Source organism: Bacillus sp. NEAU-242-2, from assembly GCF_027853835.1.
GTDB classification, from domain to species: Bacteria; Bacillota; Bacilli; order Bacillales; family Bacillaceae; genus Bacillus; species Bacillus velezensis.
This window is the reverse complement of record NZ_JAPNNY010000002.1, coordinates 439,039-460,984: the sequence shown is the minus strand read 5'-3', so window position 1 is coordinate 460,984 and position 21,946 is coordinate 439,039. Positions and strand designations below refer to the sequence as shown.

The 21,946-nt window shown below is 44.8% G+C and carries 24 protein-coding genes; 23 read left to right on the top strand and 1 reads right to left on the bottom strand.

The window, feature by feature from the left end:
* The first annotated feature begins 45 nt into the window (after positions 1 to 45).
* From OWN49_RS07295 to ftsX, 20 genes are all read left to right on the top strand, one after another.
* Positions 46 to 465, top strand: a complete 420-nt coding sequence (locus OWN49_RS07295; RefSeq protein ID WP_043867469.1) for a TIGR03826 family flagellar region protein — start codon at positions 46 to 48, stop codon at positions 463 to 465.
* 69 nt (positions 466 to 534) lie between these two features.
* Complete coding sequence (gene flgM, locus OWN49_RS07290; protein WP_003151393.1) at positions 535 to 801, top strand: flagellar biosynthesis anti-sigma factor FlgM; 267 nt, start codon at positions 535 to 537, stop codon at positions 799 to 801.
* Positions 802 to 815: 14 nt separating this feature from the next.
* On the top strand, positions 816 to 1,298 hold the full coding sequence (locus OWN49_RS07285; RefSeq protein WP_003151394.1) for a flagellar protein FlgN: 483 nt from the start codon (positions 816 to 818) through the stop codon (positions 1,296 to 1,298).
* Positions 1,299 to 1,313: 15 nt separating this feature from the next.
* Positions 1,314 to 2,831, top strand: a complete 1,518-nt coding sequence (gene flgK, locus OWN49_RS07280; RefSeq protein WP_015387629.1) for a flagellar hook-associated protein FlgK — start codon at positions 1,314 to 1,316, stop codon at positions 2,829 to 2,831.
* Between the two features lie 11 nt (positions 2,832 to 2,842).
* Entirely contained in the window at positions 2,843 to 3,760 is a 918-nt protein-coding gene (gene flgL, locus OWN49_RS07275) for a flagellar hook-associated protein FlgL (protein WP_003151396.1), read from the top strand.
* 90 nt (positions 3,761 to 3,850) lie between these two features.
* Positions 3,851 to 4,420: a DUF6470 family protein gene (locus OWN49_RS07270; protein WP_003151397.1), complete on the top strand. Its 570-nt coding sequence runs from the start codon at positions 3,851 to 3,853 to the stop codon at positions 4,418 to 4,420.
* Positions 4,421 to 4,449: 29 nt separating this feature from the next.
* Entirely contained in the window at positions 4,450 to 4,881 is a 432-nt protein-coding gene (gene fliW, locus OWN49_RS07265; RefSeq protein ID WP_060657507.1) for a flagellar assembly protein FliW, read from the top strand.
* Positions 4,875 to 5,099, top strand: coding sequence for a carbon storage regulator CsrA (csrA, locus tag OWN49_RS07260; protein ID WP_003151402.1), 225 nt, complete (start codon positions 4,875 to 4,877; stop codon positions 5,097 to 5,099). Before fliW ends, csrA begins: the two co-directional genes overlap by 7 nt.
* Before the next feature lie 144 nt (positions 5,100 to 5,243).
* Positions 5,244 to 6,074 (top strand): flagellin Hag, encoded by an 831-nt coding sequence (hag, locus tag OWN49_RS07255; RefSeq protein WP_038460035.1) that lies wholly within the window; start codon positions 5,244 to 5,246, stop codon positions 6,072 to 6,074.
* A 249-nt stretch (positions 6,075 to 6,323) separates the two neighbouring features.
* Positions 6,324 to 7,844, top strand: coding sequence for a flagellar hook-associated protein 2 (locus OWN49_RS07250; protein WP_176283560.1), 1,521 nt, complete (start codon positions 6,324 to 6,326; stop codon positions 7,842 to 7,844).
* Between the two features lie 19 nt (positions 7,845 to 7,863).
* Entirely contained in the window at positions 7,864 to 8,265 is a 402-nt protein-coding gene (gene fliS / locus OWN49_RS07245) for a flagellar export chaperone FliS (RefSeq protein ID WP_003151407.1), read from the top strand.
* Positions 8,265 to 8,609 (top strand): flagella biosynthesis regulatory protein FliT, encoded by a 345-nt coding sequence (gene fliT, locus OWN49_RS07240; RefSeq protein ID WP_071392359.1) that lies wholly within the window; start codon positions 8,265 to 8,267, stop codon positions 8,607 to 8,609. Before fliS ends, fliT begins: the two co-directional genes overlap by 1 nt.
* A gap of 9 nt (positions 8,610 to 8,618) precedes the next feature.
* A complete protein-coding gene (locus OWN49_RS07235) occupies positions 8,619 to 8,996 on the top strand; it encodes a hypothetical protein (RefSeq protein ID WP_003151412.1) in 378 nt (125 codons plus the stop codon).
* Between the two features lie 194 nt (positions 8,997 to 9,190).
* Positions 9,191 to 9,757: a ribosome hibernation-promoting factor, HPF/YfiA family gene (gene hpf / locus OWN49_RS07230; protein WP_003151413.1), complete on the top strand. Its 567-nt coding sequence runs from the start codon at positions 9,191 to 9,193 to the stop codon at positions 9,755 to 9,757.
* Positions 9,758 to 9,923: 166 nt separating this feature from the next.
* Entirely contained in the window at positions 9,924 to 12,449 is a 2,526-nt protein-coding gene (gene secA / locus OWN49_RS07225; RefSeq protein WP_176283559.1) for a preprotein translocase subunit SecA, read from the top strand.
* A gap of 73 nt (positions 12,450 to 12,522) precedes the next feature.
* Positions 12,523 to 13,624, top strand: a protein-coding gene (gene prfB / locus OWN49_RS07220; RefSeq protein ID WP_096034905.1) for a peptide chain release factor 2 whose coding sequence is annotated in 2 segments (ribosomal slippage) — positions 12,523 to 12,594 and positions 12,596 to 13,624 — 1,101 coding nt in all. Because the reading frame shifts where the segments join, the coding sequence is not laid out codon by codon here.
* 168 nt (positions 13,625 to 13,792) lie between these two features.
* On the top strand, positions 13,793 to 14,641 hold the full coding sequence (locus tag OWN49_RS07215) for a YitT family protein (RefSeq protein ID WP_077722926.1): 849 nt from the start codon (positions 13,793 to 13,795) through the stop codon (positions 14,639 to 14,641).
* A gap of 35 nt (positions 14,642 to 14,676) precedes the next feature.
* The gene (gene cccB / locus OWN49_RS07210; protein ID WP_003151417.1) at positions 14,677 to 15,018 is read left to right on the top strand and encodes a cytochrome c551; all 342 of its coding nucleotides are present in this window, start codon (positions 14,677 to 14,679) and stop codon (positions 15,016 to 15,018) included.
* Positions 15,019 to 15,236: 218 nt separating this feature from the next.
* Complete coding sequence (gene ftsE, locus OWN49_RS07205; RefSeq protein WP_003151418.1) at positions 15,237 to 15,923, top strand: cell division ATP-binding protein FtsE; 687 nt, start codon at positions 15,237 to 15,239, stop codon at positions 15,921 to 15,923.
* Complete coding sequence (gene ftsX / locus OWN49_RS07200) at positions 15,916 to 16,806, top strand: permease-like cell division protein FtsX (protein WP_013353766.1); 891 nt, start codon at positions 15,916 to 15,918, stop codon at positions 16,804 to 16,806. The genes ftsE and ftsX overlap by 8 nt, the downstream gene beginning before the upstream one ends.
* Before the next feature lie 46 nt (positions 16,807 to 16,852).
* On the opposite strand, the gene OWN49_RS07195 is transcribed toward ftsX, so the two are convergent.
* Positions 16,853 to 18,259 carry a right-handed parallel beta-helix repeat-containing protein gene (locus OWN49_RS07195; RefSeq protein WP_176283558.1) on the bottom strand — a complete coding sequence of 469 codons (1,407 nt, stop codon included), beginning with the start codon at positions 18,257 to 18,259 and terminating at the stop codon, positions 16,853 to 16,855.
* A 206-nt stretch (positions 18,260 to 18,465) separates the two neighbouring features.
* On the opposite strand from OWN49_RS07195, the gene ctpB reads away from it, so the two are divergent.
* The 3 genes from ctpB to OWN49_RS07180 all read left to right on the top strand — a co-directional run bounded on the left by ctpB (position 18,466) and on the right by OWN49_RS07180 (position 21,818).
* Positions 18,466 to 19,827, top strand: a complete 1,362-nt coding sequence (ctpB, locus tag OWN49_RS07190) for a carboxy-terminal processing protease CtpB (protein ID WP_370649022.1) — start codon at positions 18,466 to 18,468, stop codon at positions 19,825 to 19,827.
* A gap of 372 nt (positions 19,828 to 20,199) precedes the next feature.
* Positions 20,200 to 20,553, top strand: a complete 354-nt coding sequence (swrA, locus tag OWN49_RS07185) for a swarming motility protein SwrAA (protein WP_014305920.1) — start codon at positions 20,200 to 20,202, stop codon at positions 20,551 to 20,553.
* 74 nt (positions 20,554 to 20,627) lie between these two features.
* Complete coding sequence (locus OWN49_RS07180) at positions 20,628 to 21,818, top strand: S1C family serine protease (RefSeq protein WP_007407459.1); 1,191 nt, start codon at positions 20,628 to 20,630, stop codon at positions 21,816 to 21,818.
* Positions 21,819 to 21,946 lie beyond the last annotated feature (128 nt).

The following is a 21,946-nucleotide window of genomic DNA, read 5'->3' as shown; positions in this document are numbered from 1 at the left end:
GATAGAAATATAAGGCAGATTAAAGAAGGAATAGGAGTTAATACGATGGGTGAATTGGCGAATTGTCCAAAATGCAATGCTTTATTTTTTAAAACGAACCTGCAGACCGTGTGCCAGGCATGTATTAAAGAAGAAGAAAAAGCATTTGAAACCGTCTATAAATTTTTGAGAAAGCAGATCAACAGACAGTCGACGATGCAGCAGATCACTGAGGAAACAGGTGTGGATGAAGAGCTGATCCTCAAGTTTATCAAACAAAAAAGGATTCAGATCAGCCAGCTTCCAAATTTGGCATATCCTTGCGAAAGGTGCGGAAATCCGATCAGGACGGGGAAATTTTGCAAGTCCTGTCAGACAGATATTGAGTCACAATTAGACCATATGAACCAAAAAACAGCCGCTGAATCCAAAGAAAAAAACAGTACAAAAGACACATACTATGCCTATAATACCAAAAACACCTGATTCCCTAAACTAACTGATAACGCAGTCGATAAAAGAATTAGACTGCGAACAGAAAGCGAGAGGAATCCTATGAAAATCAATCAGTACGGAACACAATCCGTTAATCCATACCAAAAAAATTACGAAAAGCAAGCCGTACAAAAAGAGGCTGCAAAGCCGAAGGACAAAGTGGAAATTTCTTCTCATGCAAAAGAGCTTCAAAATGCGTCAGATGCGGTCACTAAAACACGTCAGGAAAAAATCGCTCAGCTTAAAGCGGATATAGAGAGCGGAACATATAAAATAGATTCAAACAGCATCGCTGAAAACATAGTGAATTTTTATAAAAAGCAATAAAAAGGAGAAAGCCAATGTCAGCAAAGCCAATTATTGATCAACTGAAGCGACTTTGCGCACTGCATGAACATCTGCTCACGCTGTCTGAGGAGAAAACGGAAGCGCTGAAAGCAGGTAAAACAAAAGAGCTCTCCAACATATTGACTAAAGAGCAAAAGTATATTCAGGCAATCGGGCAGACTGAGGAAGAACGAATCAGGTTAACTTCTCAGTTTCTCAGCCGCGGTGAGGACAATACAATTGCTGCATGCATCTCCAGAACTTCAGGCAGTGAAAAACAGGAGCTTGAAGGGTTATTTCACTCTTTGTCTGCGCTTCTTGACCGTCTGAAAGAAGTGAATGAGATGAACAAACAGCTCACGATTCAGGCTTTACAATTCATCTCAGGGGCATTCGATATGATCATGCCGGGTGAAAAAGAGAATATGAATTATAAAGAGCCGCAAGCGGCGCGCAAGCCTGTCAGCCGTTTGACATTATTCGATTCAAAAGCTTAGAACGGAGGATTTTCAATGCCATCGACTTTTATGGGGCTCGAAACAGCAAGGCGTGCATTGAGTGCGCAGCAGACTGCATTGAGCACAGTTTCAAATAACGTTGCAAATGCAAATACAGAAGGATATACGAGGCAGCGCGTCACATTACAATCGACGAGTCCTTATCCCGCAGTATCAAAAAACAGTGATCTGACGGCCGGCCAAATCGGAACAGGAGTAAAAGCCGGTTCAGTTGAGCGCGTCAGAGACAGTTTTTTAGACTATCAGTACAGAACGGAAAATACAAAATTAGGGTACTATACAGCCCGTTCCAATTCATTGTCGCAAATGGAAGGCGTCATGAAAGAGCTTGACAATAACGGATTAAACGGATCGCTCAGTTCGTTTTGGAATGCCCTTCAGGATCTGGCGACGAATCCGGAAAATACGGGAGCGCGCTCAGTTTTGCAGGAGCAGGGGAAATCTCTTGCCGAAAGTTTTAACTATATATCTACCTCTTTGACTAACATTCAGGGTGATATTAAAAAGAACCTGGATAACACAGCGGATCAGGTCAATTCCATTCTCAATCAGCTGAATGACCTTAACAATCAAATAGCGGCAGTTGAGCCGAGCGGTATGCTCCCTAATGATTTGTATGACCAAAGAGACAGATTGATTGATCAATTATCTTCTATGGCAAATATAAAAGTTTCATATAATAAGTCGGGCGGACATGCCTTGGCGACTGCTGAGGGCACGGTTAACGTCGAATTGCTGAATGGAAACAACAATTCTCTTGGTACGCTGCTCGACGGTAACACAAAAACAGTTTCAGAAATGAAAATCAACTACGACAAGGACAGCGGACTCGTGTCGAGTGTGTCAGTCGGCAGCAGTACGGTCAATGCGGATGCATTTACCGGAAAAGGCTCACTTTTAGGTCTTATTGAATCATACGGCTATATGTCAAACGGAGAAGAAAAAGGGCTTTATCCTGAAATGCTGACGGCTCTTGACAATATGGCGCTATCCTTTGCTGACGCGTTTAATGCAGTTCATGAAAAAGGGAAGACCTATACAGGCGAACAGGGTGCAGCATTTTTTGACTTCAGCGGCGGTGAAGCGGTGCCGGCAAAAGGTGCGGCAGCGAAAATAAAAGTCAGTGACAAAATCCTTGCGTCTACTGATAATATCGCAGCGTCGTTAAACGGAGAAAAAAGTGACGGCACAAACGCGACAAATCTAGCAGCCGTACAGAACAGCAAGCTGACTATTAATGGTGAAACCACTACAATTAATGACTTTTATGAATCCCTTATCGGAAAGCTGGGCGTTAATTCACAAAAAGCGGCCAATCTTATGAACAACTCTGAAAGCAACACCCTTTCAGCCGATGAACGGAGACAATCAGTCAGTGCAGTGTCTTTAGATGAAGAAATGACAAATATGATTCAGTTTCAGCACGCTTATAATGCGGCTGCGCGGATCATAACGATGCAGGATGAAATATTCGATAAAATTATTAACGGTATGGGCACCGGAGGAAGATAGGAGATAAGTAAATGAGAGTAACTCAAGGGATGATCGCAAAAAATTCTCTTCGATTTATCGGCTCAAGTTATGACAAGCTCGATCGGCTTCAGCAGCAAGTGTCTACGGGGAAAAAAATCACGAAAGCTTCTGATGATCCGGTCGTCGCAATGAAGGGAATGCAGTACCGTACTCAGCTTGCGCAGGTAAACCAGTATCAGCGGAATGTTTCGCAAGGTTTTACATGGCTGGAAAACTCGGAATCAAGCGTAAACTCGGAAACGGATATTATGGGGAAAATCCGGGATTTGATGGTTCAGGCGAAAAGTGATTCGAACGGTGAAACAGAATTGAAAGCAATCGGTACAGAAATCGGCCAGCTGAAAAAGCAGCTCGTTTCTGTCGCGAATACTCAGGTAAACGGACGTTATCTGTTTAACGGAACAAATTCAGACGTCCCGCCGATCACTGAAAATGCCGACGGCACATATACGTACAACTATGAGAATTATACCGGTGCTTCGGATGTTAACATCAACATCTCAAACGGAGCAGTGCTGAAAGTGAATTCTGATCCAAACTCAGCTTTCGGAGGCGTCGCACAAAATGGAGATAATGTATTTGAATTTCTCAACTCCTTAGAAGCTTCTTTAAGCAAAGGCACGCTGTCCGAAGCAGATTCAAATCAAATTCTGTCAGATATCGACGGTTTTACTGACAAAATGAATGCTGAAAAATCCAATATCGGGGCACGCACAAACCGGTTGGAACTCATTCAGACAAGATTGGAATCACAAGCGGCAACCGCTGAAAAAGTATTGTCGGATAATGAGGATGTAGAAATGGAAGATGTAATTGTTGATTATTTATCTCAACAGACGGTTCATAGAGCAGCGCTGTCAGTGAATGCGAATATCATTCAGCCGTCACTGATCGACTTCCTAAAATAATATAACTATCGTCTTCAATATATAAAAAAAGCGACTCACAACAGGGAGATCGCTTTTTTTACTAAAATACTATAAATAGGAGGGATCTCTGTGCAGATGCCGAGATTGATTATTGACAGTGTGCCTGCTAAAATCGGTATAACCTTTCAAAAGGAAGAAATCGAGATGGAACAGCCGCCCGCTGACCTGGAAATCGAGCAGCCGCCGGCAGAGCTGAACATTGAAAGCACGCCGGCCAAACTGACGATTGACCAGACGAGGGCGTGGGAGAACTTGAATCTCAAATCATTTGAAAAGCTGAACGCTGAAGCCGCTCAAAAAGGTGCGGAAGCCTGCAGCGAGTTTATCGCAAAAACAGTCAGGGAAGGGAAGGAAATGGCGGCTATCGAAAAGAAAACGGGCAATGTGATGGCCCGGCAGGCAGCAGATGTCAGTCCGCCCGATCCATTCGGCGAATTCAGCGACTTTCTGCCTGCGCAGTTTCTCGTCGACATTGACTGCATTCCTTCAAAGCTTACGATTGATATTGAAGCCCGCAAACCTTCAATTGAAGCAGCCGTCAATAAACCTGTATGGAATTATACGCCGGGGAAAGTTCAGATTGATATGATGCAAGACCCTAAGGTGACGATTTCGGTTGATGATGGCAACGCAGAATAAAAGATGAAAGTGGTAAAGGATTGTGAAGCATGATAATTAAAACAAAATATCACGGAGAAATCAGAATAGATGAAGGGCAGATTATCTCATTTGAAAACGGCCTGCCGGGATTTAATGAAGAGACTCAATTTGTTGTTCTTCCTTTGTCGGAAGATTCACCGTTTTTGGCGCTGCAGTCTGTGAAACAGGAGCACATCGCCTTTATTGTCGCCAGTCCGTTTATTTTCTTTAAAGGGTACGAATTTGACATTGACCAAGCGACGCTTGAGCTTTTGCACATTGAAGATATAGAGGACGTCGAAGTGATGGCGATTTTAACACTGGAAGAGCCTTTTGAAAACACGACCGCCAATTTAAAAGCGCCGATTATCGTCAATAAAAAGGAAATGAAGGCGAAACAAATCATTTTACATGATGCTTCCTATGAAACAAAACATCTGATAGGAGGAGGATCATGCTAGTTCTCTCAAGAAAAGTGAATGAGTCCATTCAGATCGGGCCGGATATTGAAATAAAGGTGATCGCTATCGAAGGAGAACAAGTGAAGCTGGGAATTGAAGCGCCTCAGCACGTAGATATTCACCGGAAAGAAATCTACTTGTCGATCCTGGAAGAGAACAACAGAGCCGTATCTTTTAATACTGATTTATTACTTAACTTATCCTCACAAAAAAAGTGAGGATTTTTTTATTTTCAATATAAACAATAGAAGCGGCCATCCGATATATATATTGTAGCCAATGAGAGGAAAAATTTTCTTCAGAAATGACGCTGCGCAAATGCACAAGGACGTGCGAAAAACAATTCAGGGAGGAAATACAAAATGAGAATCAACCACAATATCGCGGCTCTTAACACTAGCCGTCAGCTGAATGCAGGTTCAAACTCTGCTGCAAAAAACATGGAAAAATTATCTTCAGGTCTTCGCATCAACCGCGCTGGTGATGACGCTGCGGGTCTTGCGATCTCTGAAAAAATGCGTTCTCAAATCCGCGGTTTAGACATGGCGTCTAAAAACGCTCAAGACGGAATCTCTCTTATCCAAACGGCTGAGGGTGCATTGAACGAAACTCACAGCATTCTTCAGCGTATGAGCGAGCTTGCTACACAAGCGGCTAACGACACGAACACTACTTCTGACCGTGCTGAGTTACAAAAAGAAATGGATCAGCTTTCTTCTGAAGTAACTAGAATTTCTACAGACACAGAATTCAACACAAAGAAATTACTTGATGGTACAGCAACTGACCTGACTTTCCAAATCGGTGCCAATGAAGGTCAAACTATGAAGCTTTCAATTAATAAAATGGATTCTGAAAGTCTTGCTGTTGGGGATGCTACTAAAGGAATTGATATCTCTACTTCTGCGGAGGCAGCATCTACTGCTCTTACAACAATCAAAACAGCTATCGACACAGTATCTAGCGAGCGCGCTAAACTTGGTGCGGTTCAAAACCGTTTAGAGCACACAATCAACAACCTTGGTACTTCTTCTGAGAACCTGACTTCTGCTGAATCACGTATCCGTGACGTAGACATGGCTTCTGAGATGATGGAGTACACGAAAAACAACATCCTTACTCAGGCTTCTCAAGCTATGCTTGCGCAAGCTAACCAACAGCCTCAGCAAGTTCTTCAATTGCTTAAAGGTTAATGACGGAAAGATCCTGGTTCTCCAGGGTCTTTTTTTATTTCTTCAGCTAACTCCTCCTTCAGCAAGCCAAAGAACCCTATTGACAAAATGAAACATTATATTTTGCAGTTAAATTATTGAAAACCTTTTAATATGACCGATATAAGAATAAGATCATACATTTATGGAGCTGTGATATGATAAACAGTCGGAAACTCACTGTTGTCATAGAGCCGTCTACGACTAAACGCCGAAAAGGAGAGGGTACATATGGTCACAAGAATCACAGGCCTTAATTCCGGTCTTGATGTAGATTCTCTGGTGAAAAAAATGATGGATGCCGAAAAGCAGCCGCTTAATAAATTAAACCAGCAAAAGCAGACGCTTGAATGGAAGCGCGATGCTTATCGGGAAATGAATACCCAGATTGCCGACATGTATTCTACTACATTTAATAATATGCTGATGTCCACAAACTGGAATAAAAAAACAGTAACAAGTTCGGATTCCAGTGTCAGCGCGGTGGCCGTCAGTGCTGAGCAGAATATTTCAACGAGCATGTCTGTACAGCAGCTGGCTACGCCGACGACTTATAAATCCTCAGGGGCCATCAATTTCACTTCGGGTCAAAGCCAAACATTGAAATTCAATGTCACAAATCCGGGTGAAACGAAGCCGACTGAGGTAAACGTCACGATCGCCGCAACCGATACGATTGATGATGTGGTCACCAAACTGAACAGCTCGGGTCTCGGAGTGACGGCTTTAAAAGAGAAAATCTCTAACGGCTCGGATTATGTGGACACGATTGCGTTCACTTCCAATAAAACGGGGGAAGGGTTTACCCTTTCAGCAGGTGATGACGCGACCAAAAGCTTTCTGAAAGATCAGCTCGGTTTTGCCGTTGATGATGCAACAAATGAACTGACGGCCAATGCCGAAGGGAAAAACGCGAAGTTTACGTTCAACGGGCTTGAAATGACAAAAACGTCCAATAACTTTACGATCAACGGCATCAAATACACGCTGAACAGCGTGACGGACAGCAATAAAACGGTTACGATTAACAGCACGACGGATACGGACGGCATTTTTAACAACATTAAAGATTTCGTTGATAAATACAATACGTTAATTAAAAGCGCAAACGAGAAGGTGACAGAATCAAAATACCGTGATTATAAGCCGCTAACCGATGAACAAAGAGAAGCGATGACCGATAAGCAGATTGAGCAGTGGGAGGCAAAAGCTAAAAGCGGTTTATTACGGAGTGACAGCACGCTGCAGAACGGTTTGGCGGAGATGCGGCTTGATCTGTACTCAACCGTTACGATTGACGGGAAAAAATATCAGCTTGCCGATTTCGGAATTGAGACGTCTGATAGTTATACGGATCAAGGAAAGCTTGTCATTAAAGACGAAGCGAAACTGAAACAGAAAATTACCGAGAATCCTGCTCTTGTGGCTAAACTGTTTAATGCAGACAGCCCTGATACAGCGAAAACCAAAAACCCGGAGGAACAGGGGATTGCCCGGAGATTAAAAGACACATTAAACAAAATGCAGACCCAAATTTCAAAACAGGCGGGTACGGAAAGCTCGGTATCAACCAGCTTTGCCATTGGAAAAAGCCTGGATGAAATAGAAACAAATATTTCCAATATGAAAACGAAGCTGGATGACATCGAGACGAGATATTATAAAAAGTTCAGCGCACTGGATACGGCATTGGAGAAATTGAACAGCCAATCTTCATATCTCACGTCAATGTTAGGATCTTCAACATCATAACCTTGGAGGTTTTATAAAAATGGCAATAAATAATCCTTTTGCTGCTTATCAGCAGACATCCGTCTTTACAGCCGCTCCGGAAGAGCTGACCCTTATGCTTTATAACGGCTGCCTGCGATTCATTAAGCTGGCAAGGCAGGCGATGAAGCAAAACAACCTTGAAGCCAAAAATGAAAATATCGTAAAGGCGCAAAACATCATTCAAGAGCTCAGCATCACGTTAAACCGGGAGATTGAGATTTCTGAGCAGATGTCATCAATCTATGATTACATCCGCCGCCGGCTGATCGATGCGAACGTGCAGAATAACGGAGAGTTTTTAGATGAAGCGGAAAAGCTCGTTACTGAATTTCGCGACACGTGGAAGCAGGCCATGCAGAGTGAACGGAAAAACAGCCATGGCGCGGGCGGCCTTGCCTGATGAACAGCAATGTCTTTGCTTTGTATAACGAAACGAAGAACATGTACGCCGCACTGAAGGACGCCCCGGAAAGCGACGGTCTCATCAGCAGCGTTACGGCATTTACGGAGAAAAGGGAGGAGATGCTTGCGGGCATAAAGCCGCCTTTTTCCGAAGAAGAAAAAACGCTGCTTCAGCAGGTGGCCGCGATGGACCGTCTGATTACCGGCGAAGTGAAACGGATTCAGGATGGCATCCGAAATGAAATAAAAACGCTTAAGAAAAAACGAATCTACCATAATACGTATTTCAATCCGTATCAGCAAACGACAAGTGACGGCCGTTATTACGACAAACGCAAATAGGTGAGTGTTTTGAGAAGTTTGAACGATTACCATTTGGTGTCAGCCTATTACCAGCTTCTTTTTACGATTGATGAGGGGCTTTGCTACCTGTTGGACACGCAGGACGATTTTTTTAAGACGGAGGGCGAGCGGATTTACAACGATTTGATTCAGGCTTTTTTTCATCTCGATTCTTCTCATGCGCTTCTGTTGTCTATCATTGAGTGCCGATGCGTGGAAACGGCGATCCGCTCATTTGACGAGATCTTTCAGGATTTCAGCATGTTAAATGATTATGATTTCCCGTCCGCCCCTTTTCAGGAGTTTTTAAAAACCATCTTTCTGCCGCATTATAAGCTATGGATGGAGCAGACGCACGACTGCATCAAACCGTATGTTCTTCACTAGACCTGCTGCAAGCGGCAGGTCTTTTGCCTGCGTCCTTTGCATATACTTATAATCCTGCCGGACGCTGCCGGATAAAACCGACACCATTCGTCATCGTTCACCGAATTTACACATTATTTTAACGTTTCAGCAGGGATCAGAAGGGGTAAAAGAGAAATAGTTACATATCCTTAGATAAAGGGAGGCGTTCTTTGATGAACTACAATATCAGAGGAGAAAACATTGAGGTTACACCTGCGTTAAAGGATCATGTGGAGAGAAAAATCGGCAAGCTGGAACGATATTTCGAGCAGAGCGTCAATGCCGATGTGAACGTCAACTTAAAATTCTATAACGATAAGGAATCCAAAGTTGAAGTCACCATTCCGATGACTGATCTGGCGCTTCGTTCTGAAGTGCATAACGAGGATATGTACAATGCAATTGATCTCGCAACAAACAAGCTGGAACGTCAAATCCGAAAGCATAAAACAAAAGTCAACCGAAAATTCCGCGAGCAGGGTCTTCCGAAACATTATTTCGAGAACGGCAGCGCTGCTGATACGGGCGTAGCGGTTCAGGACGAAATTGAAGATGACAGCCCGGAAATTGTCCGTCAAAAGCGTTTTAATTTAAAACCGATGGATAATGAAGAAGCGATTCTCCAAATGAATATGCTCGGACATAATTTCTTCGTATTCACCAACGCGGAGACGAATCTCACAAATGTCGTTTACCGCAGAAATGACGGCAAATACGGATTAATTGAACCGACTGAATAAACCCATCCAGCCTTCCGTGAACGCGCGGAAGGTTTTTCTCTATCTTTATCTGCAAATTCTTTGGAAATAGCAAAAGGTATGTTATGATAATGAGAGGTATACATGGACAGAAAATTATCATTTATTCCATGCAAAATCTGCATGTGAACATAGAGGAGCGTTATAGATGCTTGGGATTTTAAATAAAATGTTTGATCCGACCAAACGTGCGCTGAACAAATACGAAAAAATAGCAAATGACATTGATGCCGTAAGAGGAGATTATGAAAATCTTTCTGACGAGGCGCTTAAAAATAAAACGGCAGAATTTAAAGAGCGGCTTGAAAAAGGAGAAACGACGGATGACCTTCTTGTCGAAGCGTTTGCCGTCGTTCGTGAAGCTTCCCGCCGCGTAACCGGCATGTTCCCGTTTAAAGTGCAGCTCATGGGGGGCATCGCCCTTCATGAGGGGAACATTTCCGAAATGAAAACAGGGGAAGGGAAAACGCTGACGTCCACCCTTCCGGTATATTTAAACGCGTTAACGGGAAAAGGCGTTCACGTCGTAACGGTCAACGAATATCTGGCCAGCCGTGATGCCCAGCAAATGGGAGAAATTTTCGAGTTTCTCGGGCTTACAGTCGGCCTGAACCTGAATTCGTTGTCAAAAGACGAAAAACGCGAAGCCTACGCAGCCGATATCACGTATTCAACGAACAATGAACTCGGCTTTGATTATTTGCGTGACAACATGGTGCTCTATAAAGAACAAATGGTGCAGCGCCCGCTTCATTTTGCCGTTATTGATGAAGTCGATTCAATTTTAGTCGATGAAGCGAGAACGCCATTGATTATTTCCGGACAAGCTCAGAAGTCCACAAAACTGTACGTGCAGGCAAATGCGTTTGTCCGCACGCTCAAGAAAGATCAGGATTATACGTATGACGTCAAAACGAAGGGCGTTCAGCTGACGGAAGAAGGAATGACGAAGGCTGAAAAAACGTTCGGCATCGACAACCTGTTTGATGTCAAAAACGTGGCCTTGAACCACCATATCAACCAGGCTTTAAAAGCCCATGCGGCGATGCAGAAAGACGTGGATTATGTTGTTGAGGACGGCCAGGTCGTCATCGTTGATTCCTTCACCGGCCGTCTGATGAAAGGACGCCGCTACAGCGAAGGTCTTCACCAGGCGATTGAGGCGAAAGAGGGCCTGGAAATTCAAAATGAAAGCATGACATTGGCGACGATTACGTTCCAAAACTATTTCCGTATGTACGAAAAGCTGGCCGGTATGACCGGTACCGCAAAAACGGAAGAGGAAGAATTCCGCAATATTTATAACATGCAGGTTGTATCCATCCCGACCAACCAGCCGGTCATCCGTGACGACCGTCCGGACTTGATCTACCGCTCAATGGAAGGGAAATTCAAGGCGGTGGCGGAGGATGTCGCCCAGCGCTACATGACCGGACAGCCGGTTCTTGTCGGTACGGTTGCCGTTGAAACGTCTGAATTGATTTCTAAACTTCTGAAAAACAAAGGGATTCCGCATCAGGTGCTGAATGCCAAAAACCATGAGCGTGAAGCTCAGATTATTGAAGAAGCGGGACAAAAAGGCGCTGTCACGATTGCGACCAACATGGCGGGACGCGGAACCGACATTAAACTCGGCGAAGGCGTAAAAGAGCTTGGCGGCCTTGCGGTCGTCGGTACGGAACGCCACGAATCCCGCCGGATTGACAATCAGCTCCGCGGACGTTCAGGACGTCAGGGAGACCCGGGCATCACACAATTTTATCTTTCAATGGAAGATGAATTGATGCGCCGTTTCGGAGCTGAACGGACGATGGCGATGCTTGACCGGTTCGGTATGGATGACTCCACGCCGATTCAGAGCAAAATGGTGTCACGCGCCGTGGAATCATCTCAAAAACGTGTCGAAGGAAACAACTTCGATTCACGTAAGCAGCTTCTTCAATATGACGACGTGCTCCGTCAGCAGCGCGAAGTCATTTACAAGCAGCGTTTTGAAGTCATTGACTCTGAAAACCTGCGTGACATTGTGGAAGGCATGATCAAGTCTTCTCTGGAGCGTGCGATTGCCGCTTATACGCCGAAAGAGGAGCTTCCGGAAGAATGGAATCTTGACGGCCTCGTGGAGCTGGTGAATACAACGTATCTTGATGAAGGCGCGCTTGAAAAGAGCGATATCTTCGGAAAAGAACCGGACGAAATGCATGAGATGATCATGGACCGCATCATGACGAAATATAATGAAAAAGAAGAGAATTTCGGTACAGAGCAGATGCGTGAATTTGAAAAAGTCATCGTATTGCGTGCCGTTGATTCAAAATGGATGGATCATATTGATGCGATGGATCAGCTGCGTCAAGGGATTCACCTTCGCGCTTATGCGCAGACAAATCCGCTGCGTGAATATCAAATGGAAGGTTTCGCAATGTTTGAGCACATGATTGAGTCCATTGAGGACGAAGTTGCGAAATTCGTCATGAAGGCCGAGATTGAAAGCAATTTGGAACGCGAAGAAGTTGTTCAGGGCCAAACGACGGCTCATCAGCCGCAGGACGGCGATGAGGCCAAACAAGCGAAAAAAGCGCCGGTCCGCAAAGTTGTGGATATCGGACGCAACGCGCCTTGCCATTGCGGAAGCGGAAAAAAATATAAAAATTGCTGCGGCCGGACAGAATAGTCTCGACTGATGAAGCGAACATGACCGGGTCTGCGTCTTATGGCGCCCCGGATCTTTTAATGAGGTGAATGGAATGGAATTATCAGAAATCAGGGCAGAGCTCGAAAATATGGCTTCTCGTTTAGCGGACTTCAGGGGGTCTCTTTGACCTCGAATCAAAGGAAGCCCGCATTGCAGAATTAGATGAAAAGATGGCGGAACCGGAATTCTGGAATGACCAGCAGAAGGCCCAAACCGTCATCAACGAAGCGAACGGTCTGAAAGAATACGTGAACTCCTACCATCAGCTGAGCGAGTCTCACGAAGAGCTGCAAATGACACATGATCTTTTAAAAGAAGAACCTGACCAGGACCTTCAGCAAGAGCTTGAGAAAGAGCTGAAGTCATTAACGAAGGAATTGAATGAATTTGAGCTTCAGCTGCTGCTCAGTGAACCATATGACAAAAATAATGCGATTTTAGAACTTCACCCGGGCGCCGGCGGTACGGAATCTCAGGACTGGGGTTCCATGCTGCTCAGAATGTATACCCGCTGGGCGGAAAGACGCGGCTTCAAAGTTGAAACGCTTGATTATCTCCCGGGAGATGAAGCAGGAATTAAGTCTGTCACACTGCTTATTAAAGGCCACAATGCATACGGCTATTTAAAAGCGGAAAAAGGCGTACACCGTCTCGTGCGGATTTCTCCATTTGATTCATCAGGCCGCCGTCACACGTCATTCGTGTCATGTGAAGTCATGCCTGAATTCAATGAAGAAATCGACATTGATATTCGTACCGAAGATATTAAAGTTGATACGTACCGGGCGAGCGGTGCCGGCGGACAGCACGTCAATACGACTGATTCAGCCGTTCGGATCACCCACCTGCCGACAAATGTAGTCGTCACGTGCCAGACGGAACGCTCACAAATCAAAAACCGCGACCGGGCGATGAAAATGCTCAAAGCGAAGCTGTATCAGCGCAGAATTGAAGAACAGCAGGCGGAGCTTGACGAAATCCGCGGCGAACAGAAAGAAATCGGCTGGGGCAGCCAAATCCGCTCGTACGTCTTCCATCCGTACTCCATGGTGAAAGACCACCGTACCAATACGGAAATGGGGAACGTGCAGGCGGTTATGGACGGAGATATCGATATCTTCATTGACGCCTATTTACGTTCTAAACTGTCGTAATCCGGGAACACACCTGCCTTTGGCAAGGTGTGTTTTTTTATCCGTTCTCTTTTTCCATTTTTCACAACACGCTTTAGCAAATTAATACGGTATTTGGCTGTTATTTACTTCTAAGCCGGGAAGACTTAAAATGCTATCGAGAGAAAATCGGAGAACGGAGGATTTTGCATGGATGTGAATCACAATAAGCCGCTCCGTCTGATCAAAGATTACATATATATCATGATCGGTGCGGCGATTACAGGGGTCGTGTTTAACGTATTTTTGCTGCCGAACCGTATAGCAGCGGGGGGAGTAAGCGGGATCAGCACCATTTTAGAAACGTTTGGTTTTGAACCGGCTTATGTGCAGTGGATTATTAACATCCCTTTGTTTATCGCCGGAGTGATCATTCTCGGCGGGAAGTTCGGAATGAAGACACTGGTCGGTTCCATCGTTCTGCCGCTTGCCGTCTTTTTAACAAGAGATCTGCCTGCCGCGACGACCCATGAACTGCTGGCGGCGATTTTCGGAGGCGTCGGGATCGGAACTGGAATCGGCATCGTGTATCTCGGCAAAGGCTCCACGGGGGGAACGGCTCTGGCGGCGCAGATCATTCACAAATACACGGGGCTGTCGCTGGGAACGTGCCTTGCCATCATGGACGGATTAATTGTGCTGAGCGCGATGCTCGTTTTCGGAGTGGAGCAGGGACTGTATGCGATGCTCGGGGTATTTATTTCAAGCAAAACGATTGATGTCGTGCAGGTCGGGTTCAACCGCTCCAAAATGGCTTTAATCATTACGCAGCATGAAGAAGCAGTCAGATCAGCTGTGTTTAAAGAAATCGACAGGGGTGTGACGAAGATCTCCGCAGTCGGCGGGTATACGGAACATGACCGGCCGATCTTAATGTGTGTCGTCGGCCAGACCGAATTCACAAAACTGAAACAAATCGTCAAACAAATTGATGAGTCAGCCTTTGTCATTGTCGCAGACGCAAGCGAGGTGCTCGGCGAGGGTTTCAAACGCGAGTAAACGAGGTTATAATAGCGAAGGGGTGCATCTTACATATGAAATCAAAATGGGCGCTGCTGGCGCTGGTTCTGACCATGTCCGTCCTGCTGGCGGCATGCGGCGGATCCAATGAATCGAAAAAAGAAAGCTCTGACAGCTCAGGCGGATCAAAAGCATCTGCGTCAGCGGGTGAAGAACTTTATCAGCAAAGCTGTATCGGCTGTCACGGTAAAGACTTAGAAGGCGGCGGAGGTCCGAATTTACAGGAAGTCGGCGGGAAGTATGATGAAGCTAAAATTGAAAGCATCATTAAAAACGGACGCGGCAATATGCCGAGCCATCTTGTAAATGATGAGGAAGCCGCGAAGATCGCAAAATGGCTGTCACAGAAAAAATAACAGAAAAACCTTGCCTGTTATAGGGGCAAGGTTTTTTCTCGGTCTGGGAATGAAAAGAAACTGTAATAGTAATATGTCTAAATTTGACGTATAATGAAGTGTACTGAGGAAAAGGAACTTTCAGATTTTTCATCTGTTTCCTGACGAATCGGCCATAAACCGCTGTACGTTTGCGAACTCTATGGCTGCAAGACATAAATAAAAGATTAGGTGATTTCATGATAGAGATGAAAGAAGTATATAAATCCTATCCGAACGGTGTAAAAGCGATTAACGGGCTGTCAGTCATGATTCATCCCGGAGAATTTGTATATGTCGTAGGACCGAGCGGAGCCGGTAAATCTACTTTTATTAAAATGATTTACAGAGAAGAAAAACCGACAAAAGGGCAAATATTGATTAATCATAAAGATCTCGCGGCTGTGAAAGAAAAAGAGATTCCTTTCGTGCGGCGTAAAATAGGTGTTGTTTTCCAGGATTTCAAACTCCTTCCGAAATTGACGGTATTTGAAAACGTAGCGTTTGCGCTTGAGGTTATCGGAGAGCAGCAGTCAGTCATTAAAAAACGCGTGCTCGAAGTGCTTGATCTTGTGCAGCTGAAGCATAAAGCGCGGCAGTTTCCCGACCAGCTTTCCGGAGGAGAACAGCAGCGTGTTTCCATCGCAAGATCCATCGTCAACAATCCTGACGTCGTGATAGCTGACGAACCGACGGGCAACCTTGATCCGGTAACATCATGGGAAGTGATGAAGACACTGGAAGAGATTAATAACCGCGGAACGACCGTCGTGATGGCGACACACAATAAAGAAATAGTAAACACCATGAAGAAACGGGTCATCGCGATCGAAGACGGAATTATTGTGCGTGATGAGTCAAGAGGGGAGTATGGTTCTTATGATTAAAATTCTCGGGCGCCATTTGCGTGAGAGTTTTAAGTCTCTCGGAAGAAACACGTGGATGACATTTGCATCCATCAGTGCCGTTACCGTTACATTGATTTTGGTCGGCGTGTTTTTAGTCATTATGCTGAACTTAAACAACATGGCTAAAAATGCTGAAAAAGAAGTGGAAATTAAAGTATTAATCGATCTGACGTCAAATAAGAAAACGCAGGATACGCTGCAGAATGAGATTAAAGACATCTCGGGTATCCAAAGCGTAGAGTTTTCATCTAAAGATAAAGAGCTTGATCAATTGGTCAAAAGCTTCGGCGACAGCGGAAAGGCCATGAAAATGCAAGATCAGGAAAACCCGCTGAACAACGCGTTTATCGTCAAAACGACAGATCCGCATGATACGCCGAAAGTCGCGAAAAAAATTGAGAAGCTTGATCATGTGTATAAAGTGACATACGGGAAAGAAGAAGTCAGCCGTCTGTTTAAGATCGTCGGGGTGTCACGCAACATCGGGATTGCGTTAATCATCGGCCTTCTGTTCACGGCGATGTTCTTAATTTCGAATACGATTAAAATCACGATTTTCGCCAGAAGAAAAGAGATTGAAATCATGAAGCTTGTCGGCGCGACAAACTGGTTTATCCGCTGGCCGTTCTTCCTGGAAGGACTGCTGCTAGGGGTATTCGGTTCTGTCATACCGATCGCTCTCGTGCTGAGTACGTACCAGTCGATGGTCGCTTGGGTGGCCCCGAAAGTTCAGGGATCATTTGTTTCACTTCTGCCGTACAGTCCGTTTGTGTTCCAAGTATCACTTGTGCTCATTCTGATCGGCGCGGTGATCGGGGTATGGGGAAGTCTGACTTCCATCCGGAAATTCCTTCGTGTATAAATACAAAAGCCAGTCTGATATAGACTGGCTTTTTTTAATGGTCTCGTTACTGAATGACGGACAGGGCCGGTGATCCGGGCTTTAATGTAAAGTCATAAGACGATTCGTCTCGGTACATCGGGTCCGCATAAATGGAATCCGAATCGTTTGCCGTTCCTTTTCGGTACGCTGTGAATGAATCATATTCTCTGTTCTTCCAATTCCAGATACCGTCTTTTCCCTCTTCTTTGTGATAGACGTTATGATTAACGGTATTTTCTTCGTTTTTCGTAAAATCATTTGCGATAAAAATCCGTGAATCGCTTGCCGTCATGATGTTTTTTTCGATCGTGTTCCCTTTTGTGCCGTACTGCAGGAGCAGCTGGCCGCCGTCAAGGTCCTTCGTGTCATTTCGGTACATGATGTTGTGAGCGATCACCGAATTGATGGTGCCGCCGCGTTTCGTGTCATAGCCTCCGATTGAAATACCGGTGTAAGCATTGCCGTACACCTTGTTATCCGTGATCCGGATATCTCGTGCGTATTTCCCTTTATGCTCAGAGGTGGCTTCAATCCCAAGGTCATTGTTGTAAACGGTGTTTTTCTTAATGTCCACATGTTCTGCGCCGTCAACGTAAATACCGCCCGCTGAATATTCATCTCCGTAAGCGGGATTTCCGTAAGAAGAGTTATGGCTCACCGTATTGTTTTCAATGATGCCGTTTCGCGCATAGTCGTTTTGCTTGGATGTTCCTTCGTATCCGATCACGTCAATCCCGATATTGTTATTGTCCCGGATGGTATTGCCGGCAATCTTAAATCCGTCAACATTTCCGTTCAGCACGACCGCTTCGCTTGCGCCGAGCGTCAGTTTTTCAACCGTATTATTTGTGATGCTGACATCCTTCATGGCGCCTGTGCCGTAAAATGCGATGCCGTGTGCGTTTCCTTCATCAGCCGTGGTTTTAATGTTCCGGATATGGTTGCCGTCAATGTTGATATGACTGCTTGATCCGGTGACGCAGATCCCCATGGCCGTCGCATCTTCTGATGATACGGAGAGATTCTCAAGCGTAATGCCGTGAATGGTAATGTACTGTTTATTGCGGATTTGAATTAACGGAGTTTCAGAATCGCTTTTTGGCGCAGATTTGCCGCTGATGGCGACATGCTCATTCTGATAGTTCCGAAATGTAATCGGCTTTTCGGCCGTGCCGCTGTGCTTTACTTCAAACGTTTCATCATATGTCCCTTCCCGAATCAATACGGTTGTTCCGGCCTCTGCCTTTTCAGCCGCATGTTTTAATGTGCGGAACGGCTTTTCTTTCGTTCCTTCATTTTGGTCGCTGCCTGCGGGAGAAACATACAGGGCGTCCGTCTGCGTTTTCTCATTGGCCTCTGTTTTTGGCCAGACAAAGGCGGTAATGCCTGCGGCCAGAACCGCCGCGGATAAAATCGATAATTTTATTTTCATATCGCATTCTCCTGTATATATAATGAATTGCATACAAAATATTATACGTTACCCATATATATGAAACAATCTCGCATTTTCATTTTTTTGTTGCCGTTACATGAATTCTTTGCAATTTACACATACTATCTCCAGGTTTTCGTAAAAGGACTAAGAGGAGGTAAACGATGAAGCAGAAAATGATCGCAGTGATAGCGGCCCTAAGCATGATGTGCGGCGGAGCCCATATTGCCGGGGCGGCACAGCCGAATTCATCAGACGCAGAAAGAAGCCGGGCAATGGAAAAAATCGAAAAAGCATATGAGCTGATCTCGAACGAATACGTGGAAAATGTAGATAAAGAAAAGCTTCTTGAAGGAGCGATTCAGGGGATGCTGTCTACATTAAACGACCCTTATTCCGTTTATATGGACAAGCAGACCGCTAAGCAGTTTTCCGATTCTCTTGATTCTTCTTTCGAAGGGATCGGCGCTGAAGTCGGTATGAAAGACAATAAAATCATTATCGTATCACCGTTTAAGCAATCTCCGGCGGAAAAAGCGGGCCTCAAGCCGAATGATGAAATCATCAGTATAAACGGCGTGTCAATGAACGGGAAAGATTTAAACGAAGCCGTGCTGAAAATCAGAGGAAAAAAAGGATCGAAGGTTTCTATTAAAATACAGCGTCCGGGTACTGAAAAACAGCTGTCATTCCGGATTAAAAGAGCGGAAATCCCGCTTGAAACCGTATTTGCTTCCCGCAAAGAATCAGGCGGTCATCATGTCGGCTACATCGGCATATCGACATTTTCCGAGCATACCGCCGAGGACTTCGCCGCGGCGCTGAAAAAGCTTGAAAAACAAGGGATTGACGGTCTCGTCCTTGATGTAAGGGGGAATCCCGGCGGCTACCTTCAAAGCGTCGAACAAATTTTAAAGCATTTCATCACAAAAGACATGCCGTATATCCAAATTGCGGAGCGTAACGGCGATAAAAAACAATATTTCTCAACCTTAAAACATAAGAAGCCGTATCCCGTCAATATTATAACAGATAAAGGAAGCGCCTCCGCTTCAGAAATTCTTGCGGGCGCGTTAAAAGAAGCGGGACATTATGACGTTGTCGGTGACACTTCTTTCGGTAAAGGAACGGTTCAGCAGGCCGTGCCTATGGGAGACGGGAGCAACATTAAATTGACGCTTTACAAATGGCTGACACCGAAAGGCAATTGGATTCACAAAAAAGGCATTGCTCCGACAATCGCCGTGAGCCAGCCGGATTATTTTGCGGCGGGACCGCTTCAGCTGAAACAGCCGCTTCAGCCTGATATGAACAGCGCGGATGTCAAACACGCCCAAATCCTGCTGAAAGGCCTAGGCTTCGACCCGGGCAGAGCGGACGGCTATTTCAGCAAAACAATGAAAAAAGCCGTTCTGGCGTTTCAAGACCGGTACAAGCTTGATAAAACAGCAGTCATTGATAAAAAGACAGCGGAAAAAATGAATCAGCTGATGAATGAGAAGAAATCTGACGAAAAAAATGATTTGCAGCTGCAAATGGCGTTAAAATCATTATTTGTAAAATAAATGAAAAGGAGGCGTTTTTTGCGTCTCCTATTTCTTTTGTCATTCGTAAAAAATGAACCAAAAGACATATAATTATGACGGTTTTGACAAGATATTAAAAAAATTTTCACATTTAAACATTTATAAAGGACAAACATTACCCGATATTTATAGAGAAGAGAGACTTTATGCCGAGTTAATATGTATTCAAAATGAAACTTTTGAAAGTTGCCTCAGTCAGTTTTAGTTCTTACAATAAAAGAAGGTTCTAATAGAGAACAGTTTTAGTTTGGCAGCTGCATTTCAGTATCGAAAGCAGAAGTGTTTGCGGCGCTTCAGCACGGCAGCTGTAATCACCCGTGCTTATCTGGATAAAAAAATGGGGGTTCACAATTGAAGAGGGCAAGTATTGTGCGTGAAAAAAAATATTATGAATTAGTGGAACAACTAAAAGACAGAACAAAAGACGTTACATTTTCATCAACAAAAGCACTAAGTCTTCTTATGCTGTTCAGCAGATACCTGGTCAATTACACAAATGTTGAATGCGTTCACGAAATCAATGAAGAGTGTGCGAAGCATTATTTCACTTACTTAATGAAAAACCATAAACGTTTAGGAATCAATCTGACGGATATTAAGCGGTCCATGCTTCTGATCAGCGGCGTGATCGAGGTGGAGGTTGACCACTATCTGAAAGATTTCTCTCTCTCAAATGTAACGCTGTGGATGACGGAAGAGAGATAGACGTTTGAGATATTCAAGCCAATGATTATTTGGTAGAATAGAATTAAAATGTTTGGCTTGAGGCGGTGAAAGCAGTGTCTGTTCAATGGGGAATTGAACTTCTGAAAAGTATCGGTCTGTTTTTTTTGCACCCGATGTTCTGGTTTTTTATCATCATAAGTCTCGCATGCGGATATTTGCGGATCAAACGTGAACGCCATACGTTTCATACAAAAATCGCGGATATGTATGACGAGCTTATCTTTACATACATAAAAGGACTTATACCGGGTATTCTTCTCTCCATATTATTTTTTGGACTGGGAATTTCGATTCCATTCGGTCTTCTCGGCATAATCGCGGCCGTGACGGCTTTGGCTTCGCTGACGTTCCGTATGAATTGGCTGTCATCAGCTTATATTGTCAGCGCCGGCATGTTCATTGCGTTTCTCCTTCAGTATACCCACACAGTGCCGTTTGCGGATCGGTTTCCGCAGGCATTCGGCGTGAATTGGGCATCGGCGGCCGTGTTTATGGGCCTTTTGATTATCACGGAGGGAGCGGCTGCCTGCCGTTCAGCGCATCTGAAAACATCTCCGGCGCTTGTCGTCAGCAGCAGAGGCCTGCCCATCGGCCGACAATTGGCGAATCGCGCATGGCTGCTTCCGCTTTTCTTATTGGTGCCGGGCAGCGGGCTTGAGTCACATCTTTCTTGGTGGCCTGTCTTTACCGTGCCGGGCGGCTCTTTCCATTTGATCTGGATTCCTTATATCGCCGGCTTCGGACAGCGTGTGCAGGGGTCACTTCCGGAAGTCAGCATAAGGATAACGGCGAAACGTGTCATGATTCTCGGGGTTATCGTGACCGCATTCGGGGCAGCTGCCCTTTGGTGGACTCCGCTTGCCGGAGCTGCCGCTTGTATTGCGGTGCTCGGACGCCTGTTTTTATCATTGAGACAGCGGCTGAACGATAACGCGGCTCCGTTTTATTTCTCTAAGCGGGATCAGGGCTTAATGGTGCTCGGCATCATTCCGAATACACCCGCGGACGATCTTGAGCTGAAGATCGGTGAGATTATTACGAAAGTAAACGGCATCCCCGTGAAGCATGTATCGGATTTTTATGAAGCACTCCAAAAAAACCGCGCATTTGTAAAAATGGAGATCATCGGCCTGAATGGTGAAATCCGGTTTGATCAGCGCGCGTCCTATGAAGGCGAACATCATGAATTAGGTATTTTATTCGTGCAGGATGAACACGAGCACGAAGAAATGACAGCATTATAATGTGATTTTTCATAATTATTCGGAATAGTTTCAAGAACTCCTAAACTAGATTTCAAAATAAAACAGCTAAGAAAATTATATTTTCTTAGCTGTTTTATTTTGAAAATAATAAAAAAATAAATGAAGGA

Coding starts and splice junctions, on each gene's coding strand:
- OWN49_RS07295 (WP_043867469.1), top strand. CDS start 46: ATGGGTGAATTGGCGAATTGTCCAAAATGCAATGCTTTATTTTTTAAA.
- flgM (WP_003151393.1), top strand. CDS start 535: ATGAAAATCAATCAGTACGGAACACAATCCGTTAATCCATACCAAAAA.
- OWN49_RS07285 (WP_003151394.1), top strand. CDS start 816: ATGTCAGCAAAGCCAATTATTGATCAACTGAAGCGACTTTGCGCACTG.
- flgK (WP_015387629.1), top strand. CDS start 1,314: ATGCCATCGACTTTTATGGGGCTCGAAACAGCAAGGCGTGCATTGAGT.
- flgL (WP_003151396.1), top strand. CDS start 2,843: ATGAGAGTAACTCAAGGGATGATCGCAAAAAATTCTCTTCGATTTATC.
- fliW (WP_060657507.1), top strand. CDS start 4,450: ATGATAATTAAAACAAAATATCACGGAGAAATCAGAATAGATGAAGGG.
- csrA (WP_003151402.1), top strand. CDS start 4,875: ATGCTAGTTCTCTCAAGAAAAGTGAATGAGTCCATTCAGATCGGGCCG.
- hag (WP_038460035.1), top strand. CDS start 5,244: ATGAGAATCAACCACAATATCGCGGCTCTTAACACTAGCCGTCAGCTG.
- OWN49_RS07250 (WP_176283560.1), top strand. CDS start 6,324: ATGGTCACAAGAATCACAGGCCTTAATTCCGGTCTTGATGTAGATTCT.
- fliS (WP_003151407.1), top strand. CDS start 7,864: ATGGCAATAAATAATCCTTTTGCTGCTTATCAGCAGACATCCGTCTTT.
- fliT (WP_071392359.1), top strand. CDS start 8,265: ATGAACAGCAATGTCTTTGCTTTGTATAACGAAACGAAGAACATGTAC.
- hpf (WP_003151413.1), top strand. CDS start 9,191: ATGAACTACAATATCAGAGGAGAAAACATTGAGGTTACACCTGCGTTA.
- secA (WP_176283559.1), top strand. CDS start 9,924: ATGCTTGGGATTTTAAATAAAATGTTTGATCCGACCAAACGTGCGCTG.
- OWN49_RS07215 (WP_077722926.1), top strand. CDS start 13,793: ATGGATGTGAATCACAATAAGCCGCTCCGTCTGATCAAAGATTACATA.
- cccB (WP_003151417.1), top strand. CDS start 14,677: ATGAAATCAAAATGGGCGCTGCTGGCGCTGGTTCTGACCATGTCCGTC.
- ftsE (WP_003151418.1), top strand. CDS start 15,237: ATGATAGAGATGAAAGAAGTATATAAATCCTATCCGAACGGTGTAAAA.
- ftsX (WP_013353766.1), top strand. CDS start 15,916: ATGATTAAAATTCTCGGGCGCCATTTGCGTGAGAGTTTTAAGTCTCTC.
- OWN49_RS07195 (WP_176283558.1), bottom strand. CDS start 18,259: ATGAAAATAAAATTATCGATTTTATCCGCGGCGGTTCTGGCCGCAGGC.
- ctpB (WP_370649022.1), top strand. CDS start 18,466: ATGATGTGCGGCGGAGCCCATATTGCCGGGGCGGCACAGCCGAATTCA.